The sequence below is a fragment of the Bergeyella zoohelcum ATCC 43767 genome (assembly GCF_000301075.1).
GTDB lineage: Bacteria > Bacteroidota > Bacteroidia > Flavobacteriales > Weeksellaceae > Bergeyella > Bergeyella zoohelcum.
This window is the reverse complement of record NZ_JH932293.1, coordinates 174530-194316: the sequence shown is the minus strand read 5'-3', so window position 1 is coordinate 194316 and position 19787 is coordinate 174530. Positions and strand designations below refer to the sequence as shown.

18 protein-coding genes are annotated in these 19787 nt (G+C 36.6%); 14 read left to right on the top strand and 4 right to left on the bottom strand.

The window, feature by feature from the left end; translation table 11 throughout:
* Positions 1–426: 426 nt before the first annotated feature.
* The 10 genes from HMPREF9699_RS00910 (at position 427) to HMPREF9699_RS00865 (ending at position 9029) form a co-directional block, all read left to right on the top strand.
* Entirely contained in the window at positions 427–1509 is a 1083-nt protein-coding gene (locus tag HMPREF9699_RS00910; protein ID WP_002661601.1) for an AI-2E family transporter, read from the top strand.
* Positions 1510–1515: 6 nt separating this feature from the next.
* On the top strand, positions 1516–2307 hold the full coding sequence (locus HMPREF9699_RS00905; protein WP_002661600.1) for a sulfite exporter TauE/SafE family protein: 792 nt from the start codon (positions 1516–1518) through the stop codon (positions 2305–2307).
* A gap of 117 nt (positions 2308–2424) precedes the next feature.
* Entirely contained in the window at positions 2425–3048 is a 624-nt protein-coding gene (locus tag HMPREF9699_RS00900; RefSeq protein WP_002661599.1) for a Crp/Fnr family transcriptional regulator, read from the top strand.
* 58 nt (positions 3049–3106) lie between these two features.
* Positions 3107–3904 (top strand): sulfite exporter TauE/SafE family protein, encoded by a 798-nt coding sequence (locus HMPREF9699_RS00895; protein ID WP_002661597.1) that lies wholly within the window; start codon positions 3107–3109, stop codon positions 3902–3904.
* Positions 3905–3998: 94 nt separating this feature from the next.
* A complete protein-coding gene (locus HMPREF9699_RS00890) occupies positions 3999–5408 on the top strand; it encodes an MBL fold metallo-hydrolase (RefSeq protein WP_002661595.1) in 1410 nt (469 codons plus the stop codon).
* The gene (locus tag HMPREF9699_RS00885; protein ID WP_002661594.1) at positions 5408–5605 is read left to right on the top strand and encodes a DUF6132 family protein; all 198 of its coding nucleotides are present in this window, start codon (positions 5408–5410) and stop codon (positions 5603–5605) included. The genes HMPREF9699_RS00890 and HMPREF9699_RS00885 overlap by 1 nt, the downstream gene beginning before the upstream one ends.
* Before the next feature lie 72 nt (positions 5606–5677).
* Entirely contained in the window at positions 5678–6475 is a 798-nt protein-coding gene (locus HMPREF9699_RS00880; RefSeq protein WP_002661592.1) for a DUF2797 domain-containing protein, read from the top strand.
* A gap of 83 nt (positions 6476–6558) precedes the next feature.
* Positions 6559–6909, top strand: a complete 351-nt coding sequence (locus HMPREF9699_RS00875) for a phosphomannose isomerase type II C-terminal cupin domain (protein ID WP_002661591.1) — start codon at positions 6559–6561, stop codon at positions 6907–6909.
* A gap of 3 nt (positions 6910–6912) precedes the next feature.
* Positions 6913–7863 (top strand): glycosyl transferase family 90, encoded by a 951-nt coding sequence (locus tag HMPREF9699_RS00870; RefSeq protein ID WP_002661589.1) that lies wholly within the window; start codon positions 6913–6915, stop codon positions 7861–7863.
* A complete protein-coding gene (locus HMPREF9699_RS00865; protein WP_002661587.1) occupies positions 7860–9029 on the top strand; it encodes a glycosyltransferase in 1170 nt (389 codons plus the stop codon). Before HMPREF9699_RS00870 ends, HMPREF9699_RS00865 begins: the two co-directional genes overlap by 4 nt.
* Before the next feature lie 10 nt (positions 9030–9039).
* Here the strand turns inward: HMPREF9699_RS00865 and HMPREF9699_RS00860 are convergent, their stop codons facing one another.
* Positions 9040–10287 carry a glycosyltransferase family 4 protein gene (locus HMPREF9699_RS00860; RefSeq protein ID WP_002661586.1) on the bottom strand — a complete coding sequence of 416 codons (1248 nt, stop codon included), beginning with the start codon at positions 10285–10287 and terminating at the stop codon, positions 9040–9042.
* Between the two features lie 225 nt (positions 10288–10512).
* Here HMPREF9699_RS00860 and HMPREF9699_RS00855 point away from each other — a divergent pair, with 225 nt between their 5' ends.
* Complete coding sequence (locus HMPREF9699_RS00855) at positions 10513–11592, top strand: glycosyltransferase family 4 protein (protein WP_034985368.1); 1080 nt, start codon at positions 10513–10515, stop codon at positions 11590–11592.
* A 73-nt stretch (positions 11593–11665) separates the two neighbouring features.
* Here HMPREF9699_RS00855 and rocD read toward each other — a convergent pair whose 3' ends face one another.
* Together rocD and HMPREF9699_RS00845 are read right to left on the bottom strand one after the other, a co-directional pair.
* Positions 11666–12904 (bottom strand): ornithine--oxo-acid transaminase, encoded by a 1239-nt coding sequence (gene rocD, locus HMPREF9699_RS00850; protein ID WP_002661583.1) that lies wholly within the window; start codon positions 12902–12904, stop codon positions 11666–11668.
* A gap of 40 nt (positions 12905–12944) precedes the next feature.
* The gene (locus HMPREF9699_RS00845; protein ID WP_002661582.1) at positions 12945–13967 is read right to left on the bottom strand and encodes a DHH family phosphoesterase; all 1023 of its coding nucleotides are present in this window, start codon (positions 13965–13967) and stop codon (positions 12945–12947) included.
* 160 nt (positions 13968–14127) lie between these two features.
* Between HMPREF9699_RS00845 and rpmH the strand changes: the two genes are divergently transcribed.
* Together rpmH and HMPREF9699_RS00835 are read left to right on the top strand one after the other, a co-directional pair.
* Complete coding sequence (rpmH, locus tag HMPREF9699_RS00840) at positions 14128–14283, top strand: 50S ribosomal protein L34 (protein WP_002661578.1); 156 nt, start codon at positions 14128–14130, stop codon at positions 14281–14283.
* A 145-nt stretch (positions 14284–14428) separates the two neighbouring features.
* Entirely contained in the window at positions 14429–15139 is a 711-nt protein-coding gene (locus HMPREF9699_RS00835; protein ID WP_002661577.1) for a cell division ATP-binding protein FtsE, read from the top strand.
* A 77-nt stretch (positions 15140–15216) separates the two neighbouring features.
* Here HMPREF9699_RS00835 and guaB read toward each other — a convergent pair whose 3' ends face one another.
* Positions 15217–16677, bottom strand: a complete 1461-nt coding sequence (guaB, locus tag HMPREF9699_RS00830; RefSeq protein WP_002661575.1) for an IMP dehydrogenase — start codon at positions 16675–16677, stop codon at positions 15217–15219.
* 137 nt (positions 16678–16814) lie between these two features.
* Between guaB and leuS the strand changes: the two genes are divergently transcribed.
* A complete protein-coding gene (gene leuS / locus HMPREF9699_RS00825; RefSeq protein WP_002661574.1) occupies positions 16815–19631 on the top strand; it encodes a leucine--tRNA ligase in 2817 nt (938 codons plus the stop codon).
* Positions 19632–19787: the final 156 nt, after the last annotated feature.

Below are 19787 nucleotides of genomic sequence, written 5' to 3'. Positions count from 1 at the left end.
CATATAGAAAATTGAAAGACCTATCTAGGAATTTGAATAATCCATATGGAAAATTGAAAAACCTATCTAGGAATTTGAATAATCCATATAGAAAACTGAAAAACCTATCTGGGAATTTGAATAATTCATATAGAAAATTGAAAGACCTATCTAGGGATTTGAATACCATATATGGATAAGTAAAAACTACGGATAGATTCTGTAAAATTCAATATTCTTTTTTGAGAAAATATATTAAAGGCTACTTTTGGGGCTTTTATTGAATGGCTTTCAAACCATTTCAAATTCTTTTAAACTCATTCCAATGTGCTAATCCCCAGCTTTTCTCGCTCTTAAATCCCATAATAATTTCAGGAAATAATATAAGTTTTTCGCTTTTGGAGACCGAACTATTTTAGTACTTTTGACCCAAATTAGAAACGCTTTATGATGAATAAAAAAGACTATATTCCTGAGGGAATTATAAAACAAGTATTTCTCTTGGTGCTTATTGTAGTACTTCTAGGGATTATCTCCTTTAATCTTGCTCTTTTTATCCCCGCACTTTTAGGAGCTATCACTTTGTATGTGGTAACCAGAGACCTGAATCTTTACCTTCAGGAAAAGCTCAACTGGAAACCGGCACTGGCGGCTTTGGCGATTATATTCTTATGCCTCGTGGTGCTTATTCTTCCTTTGTACTTCTTAGGAGACCTCCTTGTAAGTAAGCTCAGCCAGACGCAAGCCTACATTCCTAAAATAGAAAAATTTCTTACCAATGTACAGCAGTACATCATGGAATTGACAGATATTAATATCTCTAGCACAGAGAACATTAAATCTTTGACCAATTTTGCTACGGGGTTATCTACTACCATATTGAGTAGTACACTCAATGCGTTTTCCATCGTTACCTCTATGTTTTTTATTCTTTATTTCATGTTAGAAAAACCGAGACAGCTGGAAAGTGTGTGTAATGCGGCAGTACCATTTAAGAGAGCCAACTCTAAACTGGTAGGGCAGAAATTTAGAAAATTAGTAATGGCCAATGCAGTAGGGATTCCTGTGGTGGCATTAGGGCAAGGGCTAGTAGCACTTGTGGGGTATCTTATTTTTGGAGCACCCAGTCCTGTTCTTTTCTTTGCACTTACTGCCATTACCAGTATGATTCCTATTGTAGGTGGAGCCATCGTTTTCGTACCTGTGAGTGTATTCATGATGATGGAAGGGGATATGTTCGGGGGCGTAGGGCTCCTCATTTACTGTCTCATCGTAGTGGGGCTTACAGATAATGTTCTTAGATTTACTTTGCTCAAGAAATTGGAAGACATCCATCCGCTCAATACGGTGTTTGGGATTATTATGGGGATGAATTTATTTGGATTTATGGGATTAGTTTTCGGACCCATATTGGTATCCATGACGGTGCTTTTGATGCAAATTTACAGGGATGAATTTTCAGATTCGGATACTCCAGACCTTCATGTCCCTGAAGAGGAATTAAAAAATAAAATAGACTTAACCATTTAAGGACAAATGGAGATTTTAGGTTACTTTTTTGCAATGGTCATTGGGCTAGTAATGGGGCTCATAGGCGGCGGAGGAAGCATACTGAGTGTACCTATTTTTACTTATCTTTTCGGAATAGATGCCATGACGGCTACCACACTCTCACTCTTTGTAGTGGGAGTTACTAGTACAGTAGGGTCTGTGAAATCTATTGTTCAGAAAAAAATAAACTTCAGGCTGGCTTTGTATTTTGGAATACCTTCCATCTTAGGTATTTTATTTTCCCGAAGAATCGTTTTGCCCAATCTTCCTCCTTATATCATTAATAAATGGGGGATAGAGCTCACTAAGGAGATGTTTATTCTTTTATTATTTGCGGTATTGATGCTTTGGTCTTCCCTAAAAATGATAAAAAAAGACCGGTCTATTAAAAAAAATATAGGGAAAGAGAATAATTATACATTGCTCATCAGTCAGGGACTTTTGGTAGGTATTATTATGGGATTTATAGGAGCGGGAGGCGGTTTTCTCATTGTTCCCGCTTTGGTAATGCTCTTTGGTATGAATATGCGAGAGGCAGTAGCTACTTCTCTTTTTATCATCATGATTAATTCTGCGGTAGGTTTTATTTCTTCACTGGACAAAATTGCGATAGACTGGCCATTTTTACTTGTATTTAGTGGACTTTCTATTATTGGAATATTTATTGGGATGCTCATCGCAAAGAAGATGAATGGAGCTTTACTTAAGCCGTTATTTGGCTGGATAGTCCTTGTGATGGGGATTTGGATTATCATCAAGGAACTTTTCTTGCCATAAAATTTACTTACGGTTTATTTTTGTATTGGGGTGATAATGGGCTTTTGGAAAGCAGGTGCTTTTATTTTCCCTTTAAGGTTCCAGTAAACAGAATCAATTAAATTATAATTTCACAAAATGGAAGAATTACAACAAATCACAGAGTTTAAAACATCTCCCGAGTTAGTGGAAAAACTTCAACACAATAGTGTGAAAAAAGAATACAAAGCAGGAGAGGTCATCCTAAGTGAAAATGCCTATATCCGCTCTATTCCCATTGTTATTAAAGGAACTTTAAAAGTAATCCGAACGGAGGAAGATGGGAGAGAGATTTTGTTGTATTATATCAAGGCAGGTGAAAGCTGTATTATGTCCTTTTTAGGAGGACTGCACAATGAGACCAGTAAAGTAAAAGCAGAGGTAGAAGAAAATGCAGAAATACTTTTTTTACCCATAGAAAAGGTATCATTATTCATCAAAGAACACCCTGAGTGGCTAGATTATATTTTTCGTTTGTACCACAAGCGTTTCGAAGAATTATTGGAAATTATCAATGCTATTGCCTTTAAGAAAGTAGATGAGCGAATGCTTACTTTACTGCATAAAAAAGCGGAATTATTAGGAAATAAAACGCTTCATATCACCCATGAACAATTGGCGAATGAATTGGGAACGGCTCGCGTGGTGGTCTCTCGGTTACTGAAACAGCTGGAGGAAATAGGGAAAGTGAAACTGGGGAGAAATAAAATTACACTTGTGTAACAAAGGTGGCTGTATGTTTTTTTGAGTTGGCAGAATTTTGCAAAAACAATTTCAAAAAATGGATACAGTAGGTTATATAGCATCGGTTTTTATTGGTATTGCTTTGGGGCTTATAGGTGGCGGCGGTAGTATTCTTACCGTGCCTGTATTGGTTTATTTGTTTAGAGTAGATGCCGTTTTGGCAACGGCTTATTCGCTTTTCATTGTAGGGGCTACCAGTGTGGTAGGGTCTGTGTCGTATTTTAAAAAAGGATTGGTTAATACCAAAACTGCGGTAATATTTGGCATTCCCTCTATCGTGGCGGTTTTTCTTACTCGAGCGTACATCGTTCCCATTATTCCGCAAGAGTTGTTTATCCTCGGAAGTTTTGTGGTTACCAAAAGTATCTTCTTGCTATTGCTTTTTGCTGTGTTGATGCTTTTCGCCTCATACAGTATGATTAAAAAGAGGAACACACCTGCAATGGAGACGCCACAAAAACAGCAGTTCAATTATCCGATGATTCTCATAGAGGGCATAGTAGTAGGGGTGCTTACAGGGCTTGTAGGGGCTGGAGGAGGCTTTCTCATTATTCCAGCTTTGGTAATATTAAGTAAACTGCCTATGAAAGAGGCAGTAGGGACTTCACTGGTCATCATTGCAGCAAAATCTTTGATAGGTTTTATGGGAGAAGGAGCAGGAACCGCCATGGATTATATATTCCTTTTGAAAATCACTACCTTTGCCGTGGCTGGAATTTTTATAGGAATGGCGTTGTCTAAGAAAATAGATGGCACTAAGTTAAAACCCGCATTTGGTTGGTTCGTTTTGGTGATGGGCATTTATATCATCATCAAAGAAACTTTGTTGCACTAATTTTTACTTGTGTAACCAATGTAACTGTAAAAAAGAAAACTATTTCGCAATTTTGTACCATCATATAGTAAATAAAAGAATAAATCATAGTAAAATGAAAATAGAACAAATATACACAGGTTGTTTAGCACAAGGTGCTTATTATATTGTTTCAGGGAAAGAAGCAGCTATTATAGATCCACTAAGAGAAGTACAGCCTTACCTTGACCGATTAGATGAAGATGGGGTAGTACTGAAATACATTTTTGAAACGCATTTTCATGCGGATTTCGTTTCGGGGCATTTAGATTTAAGTAAAAAAACAGGTGCACCTATTGTCTATGGACCTACGGCACAGCCTAGTTTTGAAGCGATCATAGCAGAAGATAACCAGATTTTTCAGATAGGAGACATTAAGATAAAAGTACTCCACACGCCAGGGCATACCATGGAGAGTGCTACTTTTTTGCTCATTGATGAAAACGGGAAAGAAACGGCTATTTTCTCTGGAGATACTTTGTTCTTAGGAGATGTAGGAAGACCTGATTTAGCCCAAAAAGCAGCAAATCTTACCCAAGAAGAATTAGCAGGATTATTGTATGATAGTCTTTATACCAAAATTCTACCACTTGCAGATGATATTACCGTATATCCTGCACACGGTGCAGGCTCTGCTTGTGGTAAAAACATGCAAAAAGAAACGGTAGATACCCTCGGAAATCAAAAGAAAACCAATTATGCCCTGAACCAACCCAACAAAGAAGCTTTTATAGAGGCAGTACTCGATGGACTTACTGCTCCACCACAATATTTCGGTATGAATGTAGCGATGAACAAAGGGGGCTATGAGTCTTTTGAGGAAGTAATGGATAAAGGAATGAAAGCACTTGAACCGAATGAATTTGAAGCCATTGCAGAACAAACGGGAGCATTAATTTTAGACACTCGTTCGGCAGCAGAATTCCATAAAGGATTTATTCCAAATGCTATTAATATTGGTTTGAAAGGGGATTTTGCACCATGGGTAGGAGCGATGATTGTAGATGTGAAGCATCCTATACTATTGGTGACCGATGAAGGAACAGAAGAGGAGGCGATTACTCGACTTTCTAGAGTGGGCTTCGATAATGTTTTAGGATATCTGAAAGGAGGCTTTGCTGCTTGGAAGGCTACAGGAAAAGAAACAGATGAGGTTAAAAGAATTTCGCCCGAAACTTTTGTTAATGAATTTTCTCCAGAGGCTAAAATCATTGATGTAAGAAAACCTACAGAGTATGCGGCAGAACATATAGAAAATGCTTATAGCCGACCTCTCAATGACATTGCCCAATGGGCAGGAGGTATTTCTAATGATGAACACTTCTATCTTCACTGTGCAGGAGGCTACAGAAGTATGATAGCAGCAAGTATATTAAATAAAAGAGGTATCCGTAATTTTACAGAAATAGAAGGCGGCTTTGGAGGTATTAAAAAAACAGAAAAAATACCTACTACGGATTTTGTTTGTCAAAGTAAAACATTGTGATGGCTGGGTTTATACATAAATACAAACTACACCTCATAGGCATTGCATTGGGGGCAGTTGCAGGTTATGCGTATTATCATTTCATTGGTTGCAATGATGGGAGCTGTGCTATTACTTCAAACCCTATTAGGAGTTCACTGTATGGCTCATTGATGGGCGGGCTTTTCTTCTCCATGTTTGAAAAGAAACAAAAATAATATTTACTTTATTATCCATTTAACCCTTTCGGCGTAGAAAAATGCTGAAAGGGTTCTTTAAAAAAATATCTGATGGAATTCACTGGACAAATACGAAAAATGATTACTCAAATAGGAATGCCTATTCAGTATTATCTAAATCTTTCTAATGATTTGATACACATGAATCATCTCATAGGAAAGAAATTAAAAATTCACCACATAGGTTATCAATGTGTGGAGTGTGGCACTGATACTCCTATTTTCAGAATGGGGTTTTGCAAAAAATGTTTTTTTGAAAGTCCTTATGCCAGTGAAACCATCCTAAAGCCAGAGCTTTCTAAAGCACATTTAGGAATAGAAGAAAGAAATTTAGAAGTAGAAAAAGAGATACAGCTACAGCCTCATATTGTTTATTTGGCTTATACGGGTGATGTAAAAGTGGGAGTAACGAGGGCTACGCAAGTGCCTACAAGGTGGATAGACCAAGGAGCCACCTTCGCATTACCTATCGCAAGAACGGAAAATAGATACGAAGCAGGTATGATAGAGGTGGAACTGAAAAAACATCTTGCAGATAAAACTAATTGGCGTAAAATGCTACAAGATGAAAGAGAGTCAGAGATAGATTTATTGGATTTCCGAAATCAAATAAGGCATCTTTTCCCAGAGGAAAGTAGAAAATTCTTTATGGATGAAGAAGAGATACATAGATTAGACTATCCATATACAGCATCAGAAAAAATAACGGCATTTACCCTCGAAAAACAGCCTAATTTTGAAGGTAAATTATCAGGAATTAAAGGGCAATATCTCTCTTTTGAGGGAGGAAGCGTGATGAATGTGAGAAGTCATGAAGGTTTTGTAATTACATTGTCCATCGCTCTTTAAGGTTAAAAAAAGCTATTAAAGCCAGAATGGTTTAAAAATCATAAGAAAAAAATGATTAGCTTTGCATTTAAACGATAAACGATATGGCATTAGAAATAGGAGAAAGACCGTGGGGAAAGTATTTTGTATTAGAAGATGAGCCTAACTATAAACTGAAGAGAATATTTGTAGAGCCAGGGCATCGGTTGTCTTACCAATACCATCATCATAGACAAGAGTTTTGGACGGTGGTTCAGGGAGAGGCAGTGGTGGTTTTAGAAGATGTAGAATATACCGTGAAATATGGTGAAAGTATTTTTATTCCTCAAGGTGCGAAGCATAGGATAGAAAATAGAAGTTCGGATTTGCTGATGTTTATAGAAGTTCAGACAGGGACTTATTTTGGGGAAGATGATATTATTCGTATAGAGGATGACTACGCAAGAGAGTCGTAATATATGAAAGTTATTAAGCAAAATAAATTATATTATTACTTTTTAGGCTATCTTAGATTTCTTTTGCCCAAGGGGAATTATATTCAGGCAGTACAGAAACTCAAGAATCAACTTACAGAAGAGCAGCTAAAAAAAGTAGAGGAGCGGGTGGCATATTATTGTAAAGATATGCCTAATCAGGTGGTACTATCCATGGATAGTATCGTTAAAGATTTGAGAAAGCCCCGAACGCCTAAGGCATATTATTTTGATGCCTATCAATATGCAAGATTTTTTGATGAAAATCTTGCATTTCATTTTGTTTTCGGAGATGTAACTCATATTCCGAATATTCCCTCCATTGTCAAAAGTCGTCCTATTTCTGAGGAAAATCAGAATAGTGTATTGCTTAATTTGGATAAAGTAAGGCATTTTACTTGGGTGAAAAATGATAAACCTTTCTATCAAAAAAAGAACATGCTCATTGGTAGAGGGGCTATTTATCAGCAACATAGATATGATTTTTATAAAAAATATTTTCATCATCCGCTTTGTGATTTGGGAGCAGTAGGTGATACAGCTATAGCCGAGCGAGAATGGCTCAAACCCAAAATTTCTATTCAGGAGCATTTAGACTATAAATTCATTCTCAGTCTTCAAGGTAATGATGTGGCCACAAATCTGAAATGGATTATGTCCTCTAACTCTATTGCTGTAATGCCAAAACCTACCATGGAAACTTGGTTTATGGAAGGAAAACTTATCGGAGGGAAACATTATATTGAAATCAAACCGGATTATTCAGACCTTGAAGAGCAGCTTCGTTTTTATATGGAGCATCCTGAGCAATGTTTAGAAATCATTCGAAATGCCCATGCTCATTGTGAACAGTTTTGGGATAAAAATGTAGAAGACCTATGCAGTTTAATGGTATTAGAGAAGTATTTCAAAGAAAATAATATTTTGAAAAAATGAAAAATATAGGATTCATACATGAAGAGTTTCCCTGTGGAGGAGCAGAAAAGGTTACTTCTCATATAGCTGCGTCTTTGAGTAAAAAAGGGTATAGATTTTTTGTATTTACTTGTAATTTGGTAGAAGATAAACTTAGTGATGAAGAAAGGAGAAATCTTAATTTTATCAAAATCAGTCCTTCAGATCTATTTGAAGAAACTCCAAATAGTGTTTGGGTGAAAAAGGCAAAAGATATTGATATTATGGTTTTTACGGGTTCTAATTTTAATGTGAAAAGAGAAAGTATAGTAAGAAGCATTGGTTGTAAATATATTTTTTCTAATCATGGTACACCTTTTTGGGAAATAGATGATATTAAAGTAGAATTTGAGAGAAGAATATCTGATAAAAATTTTTTCAGCAAAATTAAACATCGGATTAAACATCGGATTAAACTAAAAAAAGCTAATATTTATTTTAAGAATCTATATAAAAATATATATCAATCTTGTGATGCCTTTACGGTTTTATGCGATGATTACCAGAGAGAGATTTCGGAAAGAATAGGTGTGGGAACTGATAAATTTTATGTAATACCTAATGGCGTTCCACATCCTAAAATAACTTATTCTTTAAACAAAAAAAGACAGTTACTTTATGTAGGAAGAATGAGTTATGCTGATAAACGCGTAGATAGATTGATTGACATTTGGAAGAATATTTATAAAAAATTTCCAGATTGGGAATTTGTCTTGGTAGGAGATGGTGCTGAGCGTATATCCTTAGAAGGGAAAGTAAAAGCATATTCTTTGGAAAGGATTCTATTCTGTGGAGCGGTTAAAAATGTCGAAAAATATTATGATCAAGCAGCCATACTTTGTTTATCTTCTCAGTTTGAGAGCTGGGGATTAGTGCTTACTGAGGCTCAACAAGCGGGAGTTGTGCCTATTGCATTTAATTGCTCGAAAGGAGTTGAGAGTATTCTATCTCCATCTTGGGAGAATGGAGTTTTAATCGAAAATTTTGATATGAAAGCTTACCAAGAAGCCCTTGTTAAATTAATGACAGATGAAAATTTACGGCATAGTATACAAAAAAATATTATAGAAAAATCTTGCTCATATAATATGGATAAAATTGGCGAAAAATGGGATAACTTGTTCCAGAAACTCCTTAATAAAGTTTAACGGATGAATTTCATTTTTTATTTTTTGTAACGAAATCAATCGCTTGATCAAATTTATTTAAAATGCTACTCCAGCTATAATTTTCCTTGACATATCTTTTGGCTTGTAGTGAGTATTCTTCTCTTTCTTCTTCTGATAGGTTAATGATTTTATTAAGATATTTTTTAAACTCCATATAATTCCTAAAATAAAACCCTGTTCCGCTATTAAGGATATGTTGTTTTAAAACAATACAATCTGCATTAACTAACGGTATTTTTCCACAAGCCATAGCTTCTAAAGTAACCATAGACAAACTTTCATATTTTGACGGAAGAATAAGTCCCAAACTATTTTTCAGCAGGTAATATTTATCCTCTTCATTGATAAATCCTGTTAATATAATATTTTTATTAGGTATTATATCCATATTATTTTTCCCTATCATAACCAGTTTGGTGGAAGGGTTTTCCTTGCAAAACAAATTGAAATATTCTACCAATTCTCTACAACCTTTATTTCTATCTATCCTTCCAATATACACAAAATACGGAAAATCATACTGAAATTCTTTGGCTGGGCAGTATGTTTCGTCTAACACAAATTCTTCGATCCCAACCCCTGCAATATCTGTGTTTTGACAATATTCTTTAAAATGATTTTCTACTAATTCTTTTTCGGATTGTGTATTGTACATGATAAATTTCGGTTGTGAAAATAAATTTTCATAAGGCTTGGTATATAGTGGTGGTTCATCATGAGCAGTTGGTATAAAAATAGCTTTTTCATTTACTATAGGAAGTCCCATTACGGTGGGGTAATATAAGTAAGTGAAAAATATAAATACATCATATTCTTCCTTGTTTTTTCTTAAAAAACTCAGTAAATCAGGACAAAAAGGACCTTGCCCTTTCAGCCAATTGTCTTCATCTTCCTTCGTTACAGTAGAAATATTAAATTTTTTATCAAGTAAATCAAATAATCCCAAAAATCGAATGATTTTGAAATATTTTTTCTTTTTAAATATCGCTCTCCTTGCTTTTCTCATTTTCTTTTTCGAAAAGATTTCTGTAGAAAATCGGATAACTTTCAAACCATTAACTTCTGTATGACCTTCCGCATAGTGATTTGCCCAGCCTTGATAATCTAAGGCAGTAGTAGTTAAAATGGTTATATCATAATTTTTAGAAAGTTTTTCTGCTAAAATACGAGCATGAAACTCTGCACCTCCATTAACTTCAATTCCATATCGTTGTACAATAATAGCTATTTTTTTCATTTTATTATCCTCTTAGGATGATCATGCGTGCAATTTACAAATATTAAACCATAACTATCTCGAATTTTGTTTCAAAAATTTCTTAAAATGCTTTATAGGTTTATATCCGAATGCGAACTTATCTTTACTTAATTAATGGGTGTTTTTATTACAAATAAGTCGATGGAACTTCACTGCCAAATTATTCTGTTTTTTTATCTTTGTGTTGATCTAAATTATGGTTGTATGAAAAAAAAGATTCTTATAGACCTTGAAAGACTGCGTTATCCTTACACGGGGCTTGCTAATGTATTTCGGAATATAGCCAAAGGAATTGAAGTTCAATTTCCTAGCAATGATGTATGTTATTTTGGTCCTGAGAAGGAATTAAAAAAGTATATCTCAGCAGAAAAAATCATACCTTATCAAAAGTGGCATAAATATTTTGAATCTTTTAGTCACAAATTTCAATTGATTCATATCAGTAATCAAGGAGCACCTTATTTTAGGAAAAATTATAAAAATGCAATTAAAATTCTTACCCTTCATGACTTAAATTTTCTTCACGAGAACTTGAGTGTGAAGAAGAGAAGAAAGATGCATCATCGTATCAACAAGAGCTTTGAGACAGTAGATTATTTAGTCTGCATATCGGAATTTGTCAAGCAGGATTTATTGAAAAATAAGCATTTGTTTAATTTTAAAAAATTAAAAGATATTGTAGTTATCCATAATGGAATCGAATTTCCAGAGCAGAAAAAATATGATTTAGGGCAGTTTCGTGATTTGAGAAATAAAAAATATATATTAAATATAGGGGTGCTGTTTGATAAGAAAAACCAAAAATCTTTGGTGGAAATGTTGCCTTATATTGACGAGGATTTGGTACTTCTCGCTTCGGGGGAGAAAGAACCCTATGCTACAAAAGTGCGTGAAATCATCAATGAATTAGGAGTTTCAGATAGAGTACATATCCTTAAGAATGTGTCTGAAGAGGAAAAATATGCGTTGATTCAGCATTGTGAAGCGCTATGTCATCCATCTATTGCAGAGGGGTTTGGTATTCCACCTATTGAAGCGATGGCTTTGGGGAAGCCGGTTTTTCTCAGTCGTTACACCAGCTTACCTGAAATAGGGGGTGAAAATGCGTTTTATTTTGATGATTTTGAACCTAAAGAGATGGCAAATATTTTTCACTCCAAAATGAAATTGTATAGAGAGAATAAAACTGAAATGCAACAAGAGTTAAGGAAATGGGCGTCACAATTTGATTATCGAACAATGGCGAAGAATTATTATAAATTTTACCAATCGCTTCTTCAGTAAAATTGTGATTGAGATAATTTACGAAAAACCCCTTTCCAACCATGTGTTAGAAAGGGATTTTTATTAGCGACGCTTACTTTTTAAAATTCAGCACTACATTTCGGATAATAGCCACACATTCTAAGAGTTGTTCCTCTGTAATCACCAATGGAGGAGCAAGACGAATGATGTTACCATGGGTAGGTTTTGCTAAAAGCCCAGCTTCTTTTAGGGCAATACAAAGATTCCATGCGGTAGGCGAGTCTTGAGTATCATTAATAAGAATAGCATTGAGAAGTCCTTTACCTCTTACTTGGTAAATCAAGTCGGTTTCTTTTAATAATTTCTCAATCTCAGAACGGAAAAGCTGTCCCAGTTTTTCGGCTCTTTCAGAGAGATTTTCTTCTTCCACTACATCAAGGGCAGCCATAGCTACAGCACATGCTAATGGATTTCCACCGAAAGTAGAACCATGCTGACCAGGATGGATGACTTTCATGATTTCATTGTTGGCCAATACGGCAGATACAGGGTACATTCCTCCAGAAAGGGCTTTTCCGAGAATTAAAATATCTGGCTGTACCTCTTCATGATGACAAGCGATCAGTTTACCTGTCCTTGCGATTCCCGTTTGCACCTCATCAGCGATGAAAAGTACATTGTGTTTTTTACAAATTTCCGATGCTTTTTTTAGAAATCCTTCATCAGGGACATATACGCCTGCTTCTCCTTGGATAGGCTCTACTAAAAACCCTGCAATGGTAGCCGCTTCGTCTTCTAAAACTTTTGCCAAAGCATCTACATCGTTGTACGGGATTCTGATGAATCCAGGTGTAAAAGGGCCATAGTTAGTATTTGCATCAGGGTCATTAGAGAAAGAAACAATGGTAGTGGTTCTTCCGTGGAAATTATTTTCACAAACAATGATTTTCGCATTATTCCCTTGGATACCTTTCACCTCATACGCCCATTTTCTGGCGAGTTTGATGGCTGTTTCTACCGCTTCTGCTCCTGAGTTCATGGGTAAAACTTTGTCGAACCCGAGGAGTTTTGTGATTTTTTCTTCGTAAAGTCCTAATTTAGAATTATAAAACGCTCTAGAGGTCAATGCTAGCGTTTGAGCTTGCTCCGTAAGTACCTTTACGATTTTGGGGTGCGAGTGTCCTTGATTCACTGCGGAATATGCAGAAAGGAAATCATAGTATCTTTTTCCCTCTACATCCCATACGAATACCCCTTCTCCCTTATCAAGAACTACGGGGAGTGGGTGGTAATTATGTGCACCATGCTGGTCTTCAAGGTCAATGAAGTACTGAGAATTTTTTGTTGACATATTTATTTTAGTTTCTACAAAATTACACTTTTCTATTGGATTATTCTGCTTTAGGGGTAGGGCAATCTTCGTTTACAATGGTTTTAAAATCTTTGATGGTTTCTTCCAAGGATTTAAAATATTTTCCACCTGCGGCATTGATATGACCACCACCATTGAAATATTTTCGGGAAAACTGGTTTACATCTACTGCGTTTTTGGAGCGGAAAGATATTTTGATAAAATCTTCATATAAATCTTCCATGAAAAAAGCAGACATCTCTACGCCCAATAGGCTGAGTCCGTAATTGACAAAACCCTCGGTATCTCCTTTTTCAAAACCAAATTTTTTAAGTTCATCTCTTTTTAGCCAAAGTATAGCGATGGAATTTTCTGCTACCAGCTCTATCCTTCCTAGTACCAAAGAGAGCAAGTGTAATCTGGAAATGGTATGGGTATCCCAAGTATTGGAAGTGATTTCTGCGGGGTTAGCTCCAGCTTCAATGAGTTCGGCAATGATTTTATGCGTTAAGGCGGAGGTAGAGCGGAATCTGAACCCTCCAGTGTCCGTCATGATGCCCGTGTATAGACATTTCGCTACTTCTTCGCTGATAGGAGTTTCAGGGGCTAGTGCTTTGGCGAATTGAAATACCATTTGGGCTGTGGCAGGCTGTGTGGTATCAGAGTACACGAAATCAAATTCATCTGGTTGTTGATGATGGTCTATGAGAATTTTAGTGGCATTAGATTTTTCTATCCATTCCCCTACTCGGTCTCCTGCACGATGCGAAGCATTAAAATCAAGGATGAAAAGTACATCTGCTTCCGCAATGGTTTCCGCTGCGAGTTTCCTTTTATAATCCGCAATGATGATTTTTTTGGCTTCGGGCATCCATTTTAGGAATTTCGGAAAATCATTCGGCACCACTATTGTAGATTCTATTCCGATATTTCTAAGGAAGTGTTTCATTCCCAGTGTGCTACCTATGGCGTCTCCGTCGGGGTTGTAGTGAGTGAGTAGTACTACTTTAGCTTTTGGAGAAAGTAAATTTTTGATGGTTGAAAGTTCGTTGTTGCTCAGCATTATTCGTTCTGTATTAAAAACGCAAAGATAAGGAAAACTACAATGGGGATTTTTGGAAAAAATAAAATAATATGGACCGAAAATTTGCAGGCTAAAAAAAAAGTAATATCTTTGCCATCTGAAAATATAAAATCGGTTACATCTAAATAGTACAGAAGTCATGAAAAGAACATTCCAGCCATCAGAAAGAAAAAAAAGAAATAAGCACGGCTTTAGAGAAAGAATGTCTACACCTAATGGTAGAAGAGTATTAGCTGCAAGAAGAGCGAAAGGTAGAAAAAGCCTTACAGTGAGCTCTGCTCGTGCGAAGAGATAATTATTCTTTCACAAAAGAAAAAATAAAGTGCTTGGAATTTTTCAAGCACTTTTTGTTGTTAAAGTTTGCTAATTTTTTTTCGTTATTACTTTAATTCTCTATTTTTGAGTGTTGAATCCTTTTTTATCCATAAAAAATAAAAATTATGCCACATACAAATGACTTAGATGAGGGAATTATCTCTCTAAAAAATGCCACCATCGCACATAAAAATTTTTCTGTGCTTACCAATGTTAATTTGCAAATCAAAAAAGGAAGTTTCTGTTATCTGATTGGGAAAACGGGAGCAGGAAAAAGCTCGCTTCTTAAAACTTTGTACGGGCATATTCCTTTGGCAGGTGGTAGAGGAAGAGTAGCAGGCTTTGACCTTACGGGGTTAAAAACTTCTCAAATTCCTGATTTGAGAAGAAAATTGGGAATTGTTTTTCAGGATTTTCAGCTTCTTACGGATAGGTCAGTAGAGAAAAACTTGAAATTCGTACTCCAAGCTACAGGCTGGAATGATGCACATAAGATGAGTGTGAGAATAGACGAGGTGCTGGAGAGCGTGGGGATGAAAACTAAAAAACATAAAATGCCACATGAACTTTCTGGAGGAGAACAGCAGAGGGTAGCTATAGCAAGGGCATTGCTAAACCATCCGAGATTGATTCTGGCAGATGAGCCTACGGGAAACTTGGATCCTGAAACTTCTAATGAGATTATGACCCTGCTAAAACAAGTGGCTACGGAGAATGGAGCGGCGGTGGTGATGGCTACGCATGATTATCATATGATTCATAATTTTCCTGGAGAGGCGATAAGATGTGAAGATGGGAAAGTGAATATGCTTTCTACAGCTGAGCTTTTTGAATAAAACTTTTTTAGTTGAGAAATAAAACAATAAAACCACTGAACAATTCAGTGGTTTTATTGTTTTTTGAGTGTATTTTATTACAATGAATAATTAGGAGCTTCTTGGGTGATGATGACATCATGCGGGTGAGATTCCTTTAGTCCACTGCCTGTGATTTTCATCATCTTAGAATCTTTCTGTAGTGTAGTGATATCTTTTGCTCCGCAGTATCCCATTCCGGCACGGATTCCTCCAGTCAGTTGGAAGATGACATCTTCTAATCTTCCTTTATGAGGTACTCTTCCTTCAATGCCTTCAGGGACGAATTTTTTTGCTTCGCTTTGGAAATATCTTTGGCTTCCTCCTCTTTTCATGGCAGCCAAACTTCCCATGCCTTGGTAAGATTTGAATTTTCTACCTTGGAAAATAATTTCTTCACCAGGGGCTTCGTCTGTTCCTGCTAATAATGAACCCAGCATTACTGCACCAGCTCCCGATGCAATAGCTTTAACAATATCTCCTGAAAGTTTGATGCCTCCATCTCCGATAACGGTAACATTTCGGGTTTGTGCGTACTCATAGACATTGTATATGGCAGAAAGCTGTGGTACGCCTACCCCTGCTACTACACGCGTGGTGCAGATAGAGCCTGGCCCTACGCCTACTTTGAGAACATTGGCTCCCGCGTCTATAAGGTCTTTTGCGGCTTCTGGAGTAACGATGTTTCCTCCTACGATATCCAAATCGGGGTAGGCATTTCTAATCTCTCTCACTTTGTCCAAAACACCTTTGGAATGTCCGTGGGCGGAGTCCACTGCAATAATATCTACACCTGCATCTACTAATGCTTTCACTCTGTCCATGGTATCATTTCCTATTCCTACTCCAGCACCTACAATGAGCCTTCCATTTTTATCCTTATTGGCATTGGGATATTCTAGTTGATTGTCAATGTCTTTAATGGTGATGAGTCCTACTAGTTTATTTTTTTCATCTACGATGGGTAATTTCTCTACTCTGTTTTCTAGGAGGATTTTCTTTGCTTCCTCTAAGTTAGTGTCCTTGTGTGAAGTGATGAGGTTTTCTTTAGTCATCAGGTGTTCCACTTTTACACTGAGGTCTTCTTGGTACTTTACATCTCTATTGGTAATGATTCCTATGAGATTGTTCTCTTCATCTACCACAGGAAGTCCAGAGATTTTATACCTTGCCATGGTTTCTTTAGCTTCACCGAGGGTGTGATTCTTAGAAAGTGTAACAGGGTCAGAAATCATTCCATTTTCAGAACGCTTTACTTTATTTACTTGGGCAGCTTGTTCTTCTATGGTCATATTCTTATGAATAAACCCCAGTCCTCCCACTCTGGCAATAGCGATGGCCATTTCCGCTTCAGTTACAGTGTCCATTGCAGCAGAAACGATGGGTACATTTAGAGTAATCTTGTCGGTAAGTCTAGATTGTAAGGATACTTGGCTCGGAAGAACCTCTGAATACGCTGGAACAAGAAGTACATCATCAAAGGTGATGGCTTGTTCTATAATTTTGTCTTGAATAGGCATTGCACTTTCTTTGCAAAATTACGATTTTTTTTGATACGATAAAAGCGTAAGAAAGTTTTTTGACCTAAAATTCCATTAGTAAGTGCAATTGTTTTTATCAAAAAACCTTATTTTTGTATCTTTAATAATCTGGAATAATGTTTTACAACCACCAAGAAATAGAGAAAAAATGGCAACAATATTGGAAGGACAACGAGACTTTCAAAAGCCAACAGCCAACAGCCAACAGCCAACAACCTAAATATTATGTTCTCGATATGTTCCCTTATCCATCGGGGGCGGGATTGCATGTGGGGCATCCGCTGGGGTACATCGCTTCGGATATTTATGCGAGATATAAAAGACATCAGGGATTCAATGTTTTACATCCAATAGGCTACGATAGTTTTGGGCTTCCTGCCGAGCAATACGCCATTCAGACAGGACAACATCCTGCCATTACTACGAAAGATAACATCGCAAGGTACGAAGACCAGCTCCGTAAAATCGGTTTTTCTTTTGATTGGAGTAGAGAAATTAGAACTTCTGATGCTTCTTATTATAAATGGACGCAGTGGATATTTATTCAGCTCTTCCATTCTTGGTACAATAATGAGACCAATAAAGCGGAAGATATCGAAACTTTGATTCAGCATTTCGAGCAATTCGGAACTGAAAATCTTCGTGCGGCTCAAACGGAAGAGCTTTCTTTTAGTTCGGAAGAATGGAAAAATGCGTCCGAAGAGGACAAGCAAGATATTTTATTGAACTATCGATTGGCGTTTCGTGCAGAGACTACTGTAAACTGGTGTCCAGCTTTGGGAACTGTTTTAGCGAATGATGAGGTGATTAATGGGAAATCCGAAAGAGGAGGTTATCCCGTGTATCAAAAGAAAATGATGCAATGGTCTATGCGAATTACAGCTTATTCAGAGAGATTATTGGAAGGTTTGGATAAGTTAGATTGGTCAGATGCTGTAAAAGATTCTCAGCGTAACTGGATTGGTAAATCTGTAGGAGCTTCCGTGCATTTTAAAGTTCAAAATACAGAAGATGATATCGAAGTATTCACCACTCGTCCTGATACTATTTTCGGGGTTTCATTCTTGACTTTGGCTCCCGAACATGAATTGGTAATGAAAATCGTTTCCGAAGAGCAAAAAGCCGAGGTGGAGGCCTATATTGAGGAAACTTCTAAGCGTTCGGAACGCGAGAGAATGGCGGATGTGAAAACTATTTCAGGCGTGTTTACAGGAGCCTATGCTATTCATCCTTTTTCAGGGGAAAATATTCCGATTTGGATAGGAGATTATGTATTAGCAGGCTATGGAACGGGAGCCGTAATGGCGGTTCCTGCAGGAGATGACCGCGATTATGCTTTTGCGAAACATTTCAATATTCCGATTAAAAATATTTTTGACCAAGATATTTCAGAAAAAGCTTTTACGGAAAAAGGCAATTTCAAACTTGAAAATTCTGACTTCTTGAATGGTTTAGCTTATAAAGAGGCCACTGAAAGAGTGCTTTCTGAATTGGAAAAATTAGGAATTGGTAAAAAGAAAATCACTTACCGACAAAGAGATGCTATTTTCTCTCGTCAAAGATATTGGGGTGAGCCTGTTCCTATTTACTATAAAAATGGATTGCCATATACTCTGCCTATTTCAGCATTGCCTTTGGAGCTTCCAGAAGTGGAAAAATATCTTCCAACGGAAGATGGTGACCCACCATTAGGGAATGCCAAAGACTATGCTTGGGATGAGGTTGAGCAAAAAATAGTTAGTACTGATTTGATTGATAATCAAACTGTATTCCCATTAGAACTTTCCACCATGCCAGGTTGGGCGGGTTCTTCATGGTATTGGTTGCGTTATATGGATGCCCATAATCCCGATGAGTTTGTATCTAAAGAAAGCGTGGATTATTGGCAGGGCGTAGATTTATACATCGGGGGAAGTGAACACGCTACAGGACATTTATTGTATTCCAGATTTTGGAATAAATTTTTGAAAGATAAAGGCTACATTAGCCAAGAAGAGCCTTTCCAAAAAATGATTAACCAAGGGATGATTTTGGGAATGAGTGCATTTGTGTTCAGAATTGATGGAACTAATCAATTGGTTTCAAAAAACTTGGCAGGAAATTATACTACACAAAAAATCCCTGTAGATATTTCCTTAATTAAAGGCAATGATGAACTGGATGTTGAGCGATTGAGAAATTGGCGACCAGAATTTAAAAATGCCGAATTTATTCTGGAAGACGGAAAATATCTCTGCGAAAGAGAGGTGGAAAAAATGTCTAAATCCAAGTACAATGTGGTAAATCCCGATGATATTTGCGAGGAGTATGGTGCCGACTGTCTTCGTCTGTACGAAATGTTCCTCGGGCCATTGGAGCAATCTAAGCCTTGGAACACTCAAGGGCTTTCGGGCGTATATGGTTTCTTAAAGAAATTTTATAATTTGTATTTTGATGGAGATACTTTCAGTGTTTCCGATGAGGAACCTACCAAAGAGGAATACAAAGTGCTCCATACTTTAATCAAAAAAGTGGTGTATGATATTGAACATTTTTCATTCAATACTTCCGTATCTTCATTTATGATTGCCGTGAATGATTTGCAAAAACTAAAATGCAACAAAAGAGCGATTTTGGAACCATTGGCAGTGATTATTTCTCCCTATGCACCACATATTTGCGAGGAACTTTGGCAGCTTTTAGGAAATACCACCACTATAGAATATGTGAAATTCCCAGAATTGAACGAAGCCTATTTGGTAGAAGACGAAATAGAATATCCAGTGAGTTTTAACGGAAAGATGAGATTCAAGAAAACTTATCCTGCCGATATGCTTCCTAAAGATATAGAGATTGCTATCATGCAAGAGGAAAGCGTTTTAGAGCAATTAAAAGGGGCAAGTCCGAAAAAAATTATCGTAGTTCCGAAAAAAATTATTAATATTGTGGTTTAGATAAAAAAAATACGAATAGAAGAATGTTAAAAAAATAAGTGCAAGTTTTTTTATTCTTTCATAGGTTTTGCTTTGTTTGATGCGTTTTTTGATGATTTTCTCTATTGGAATTATTAATTCTATATAGGTGTGGTGTTAAATTATTGTAAAAAAAGC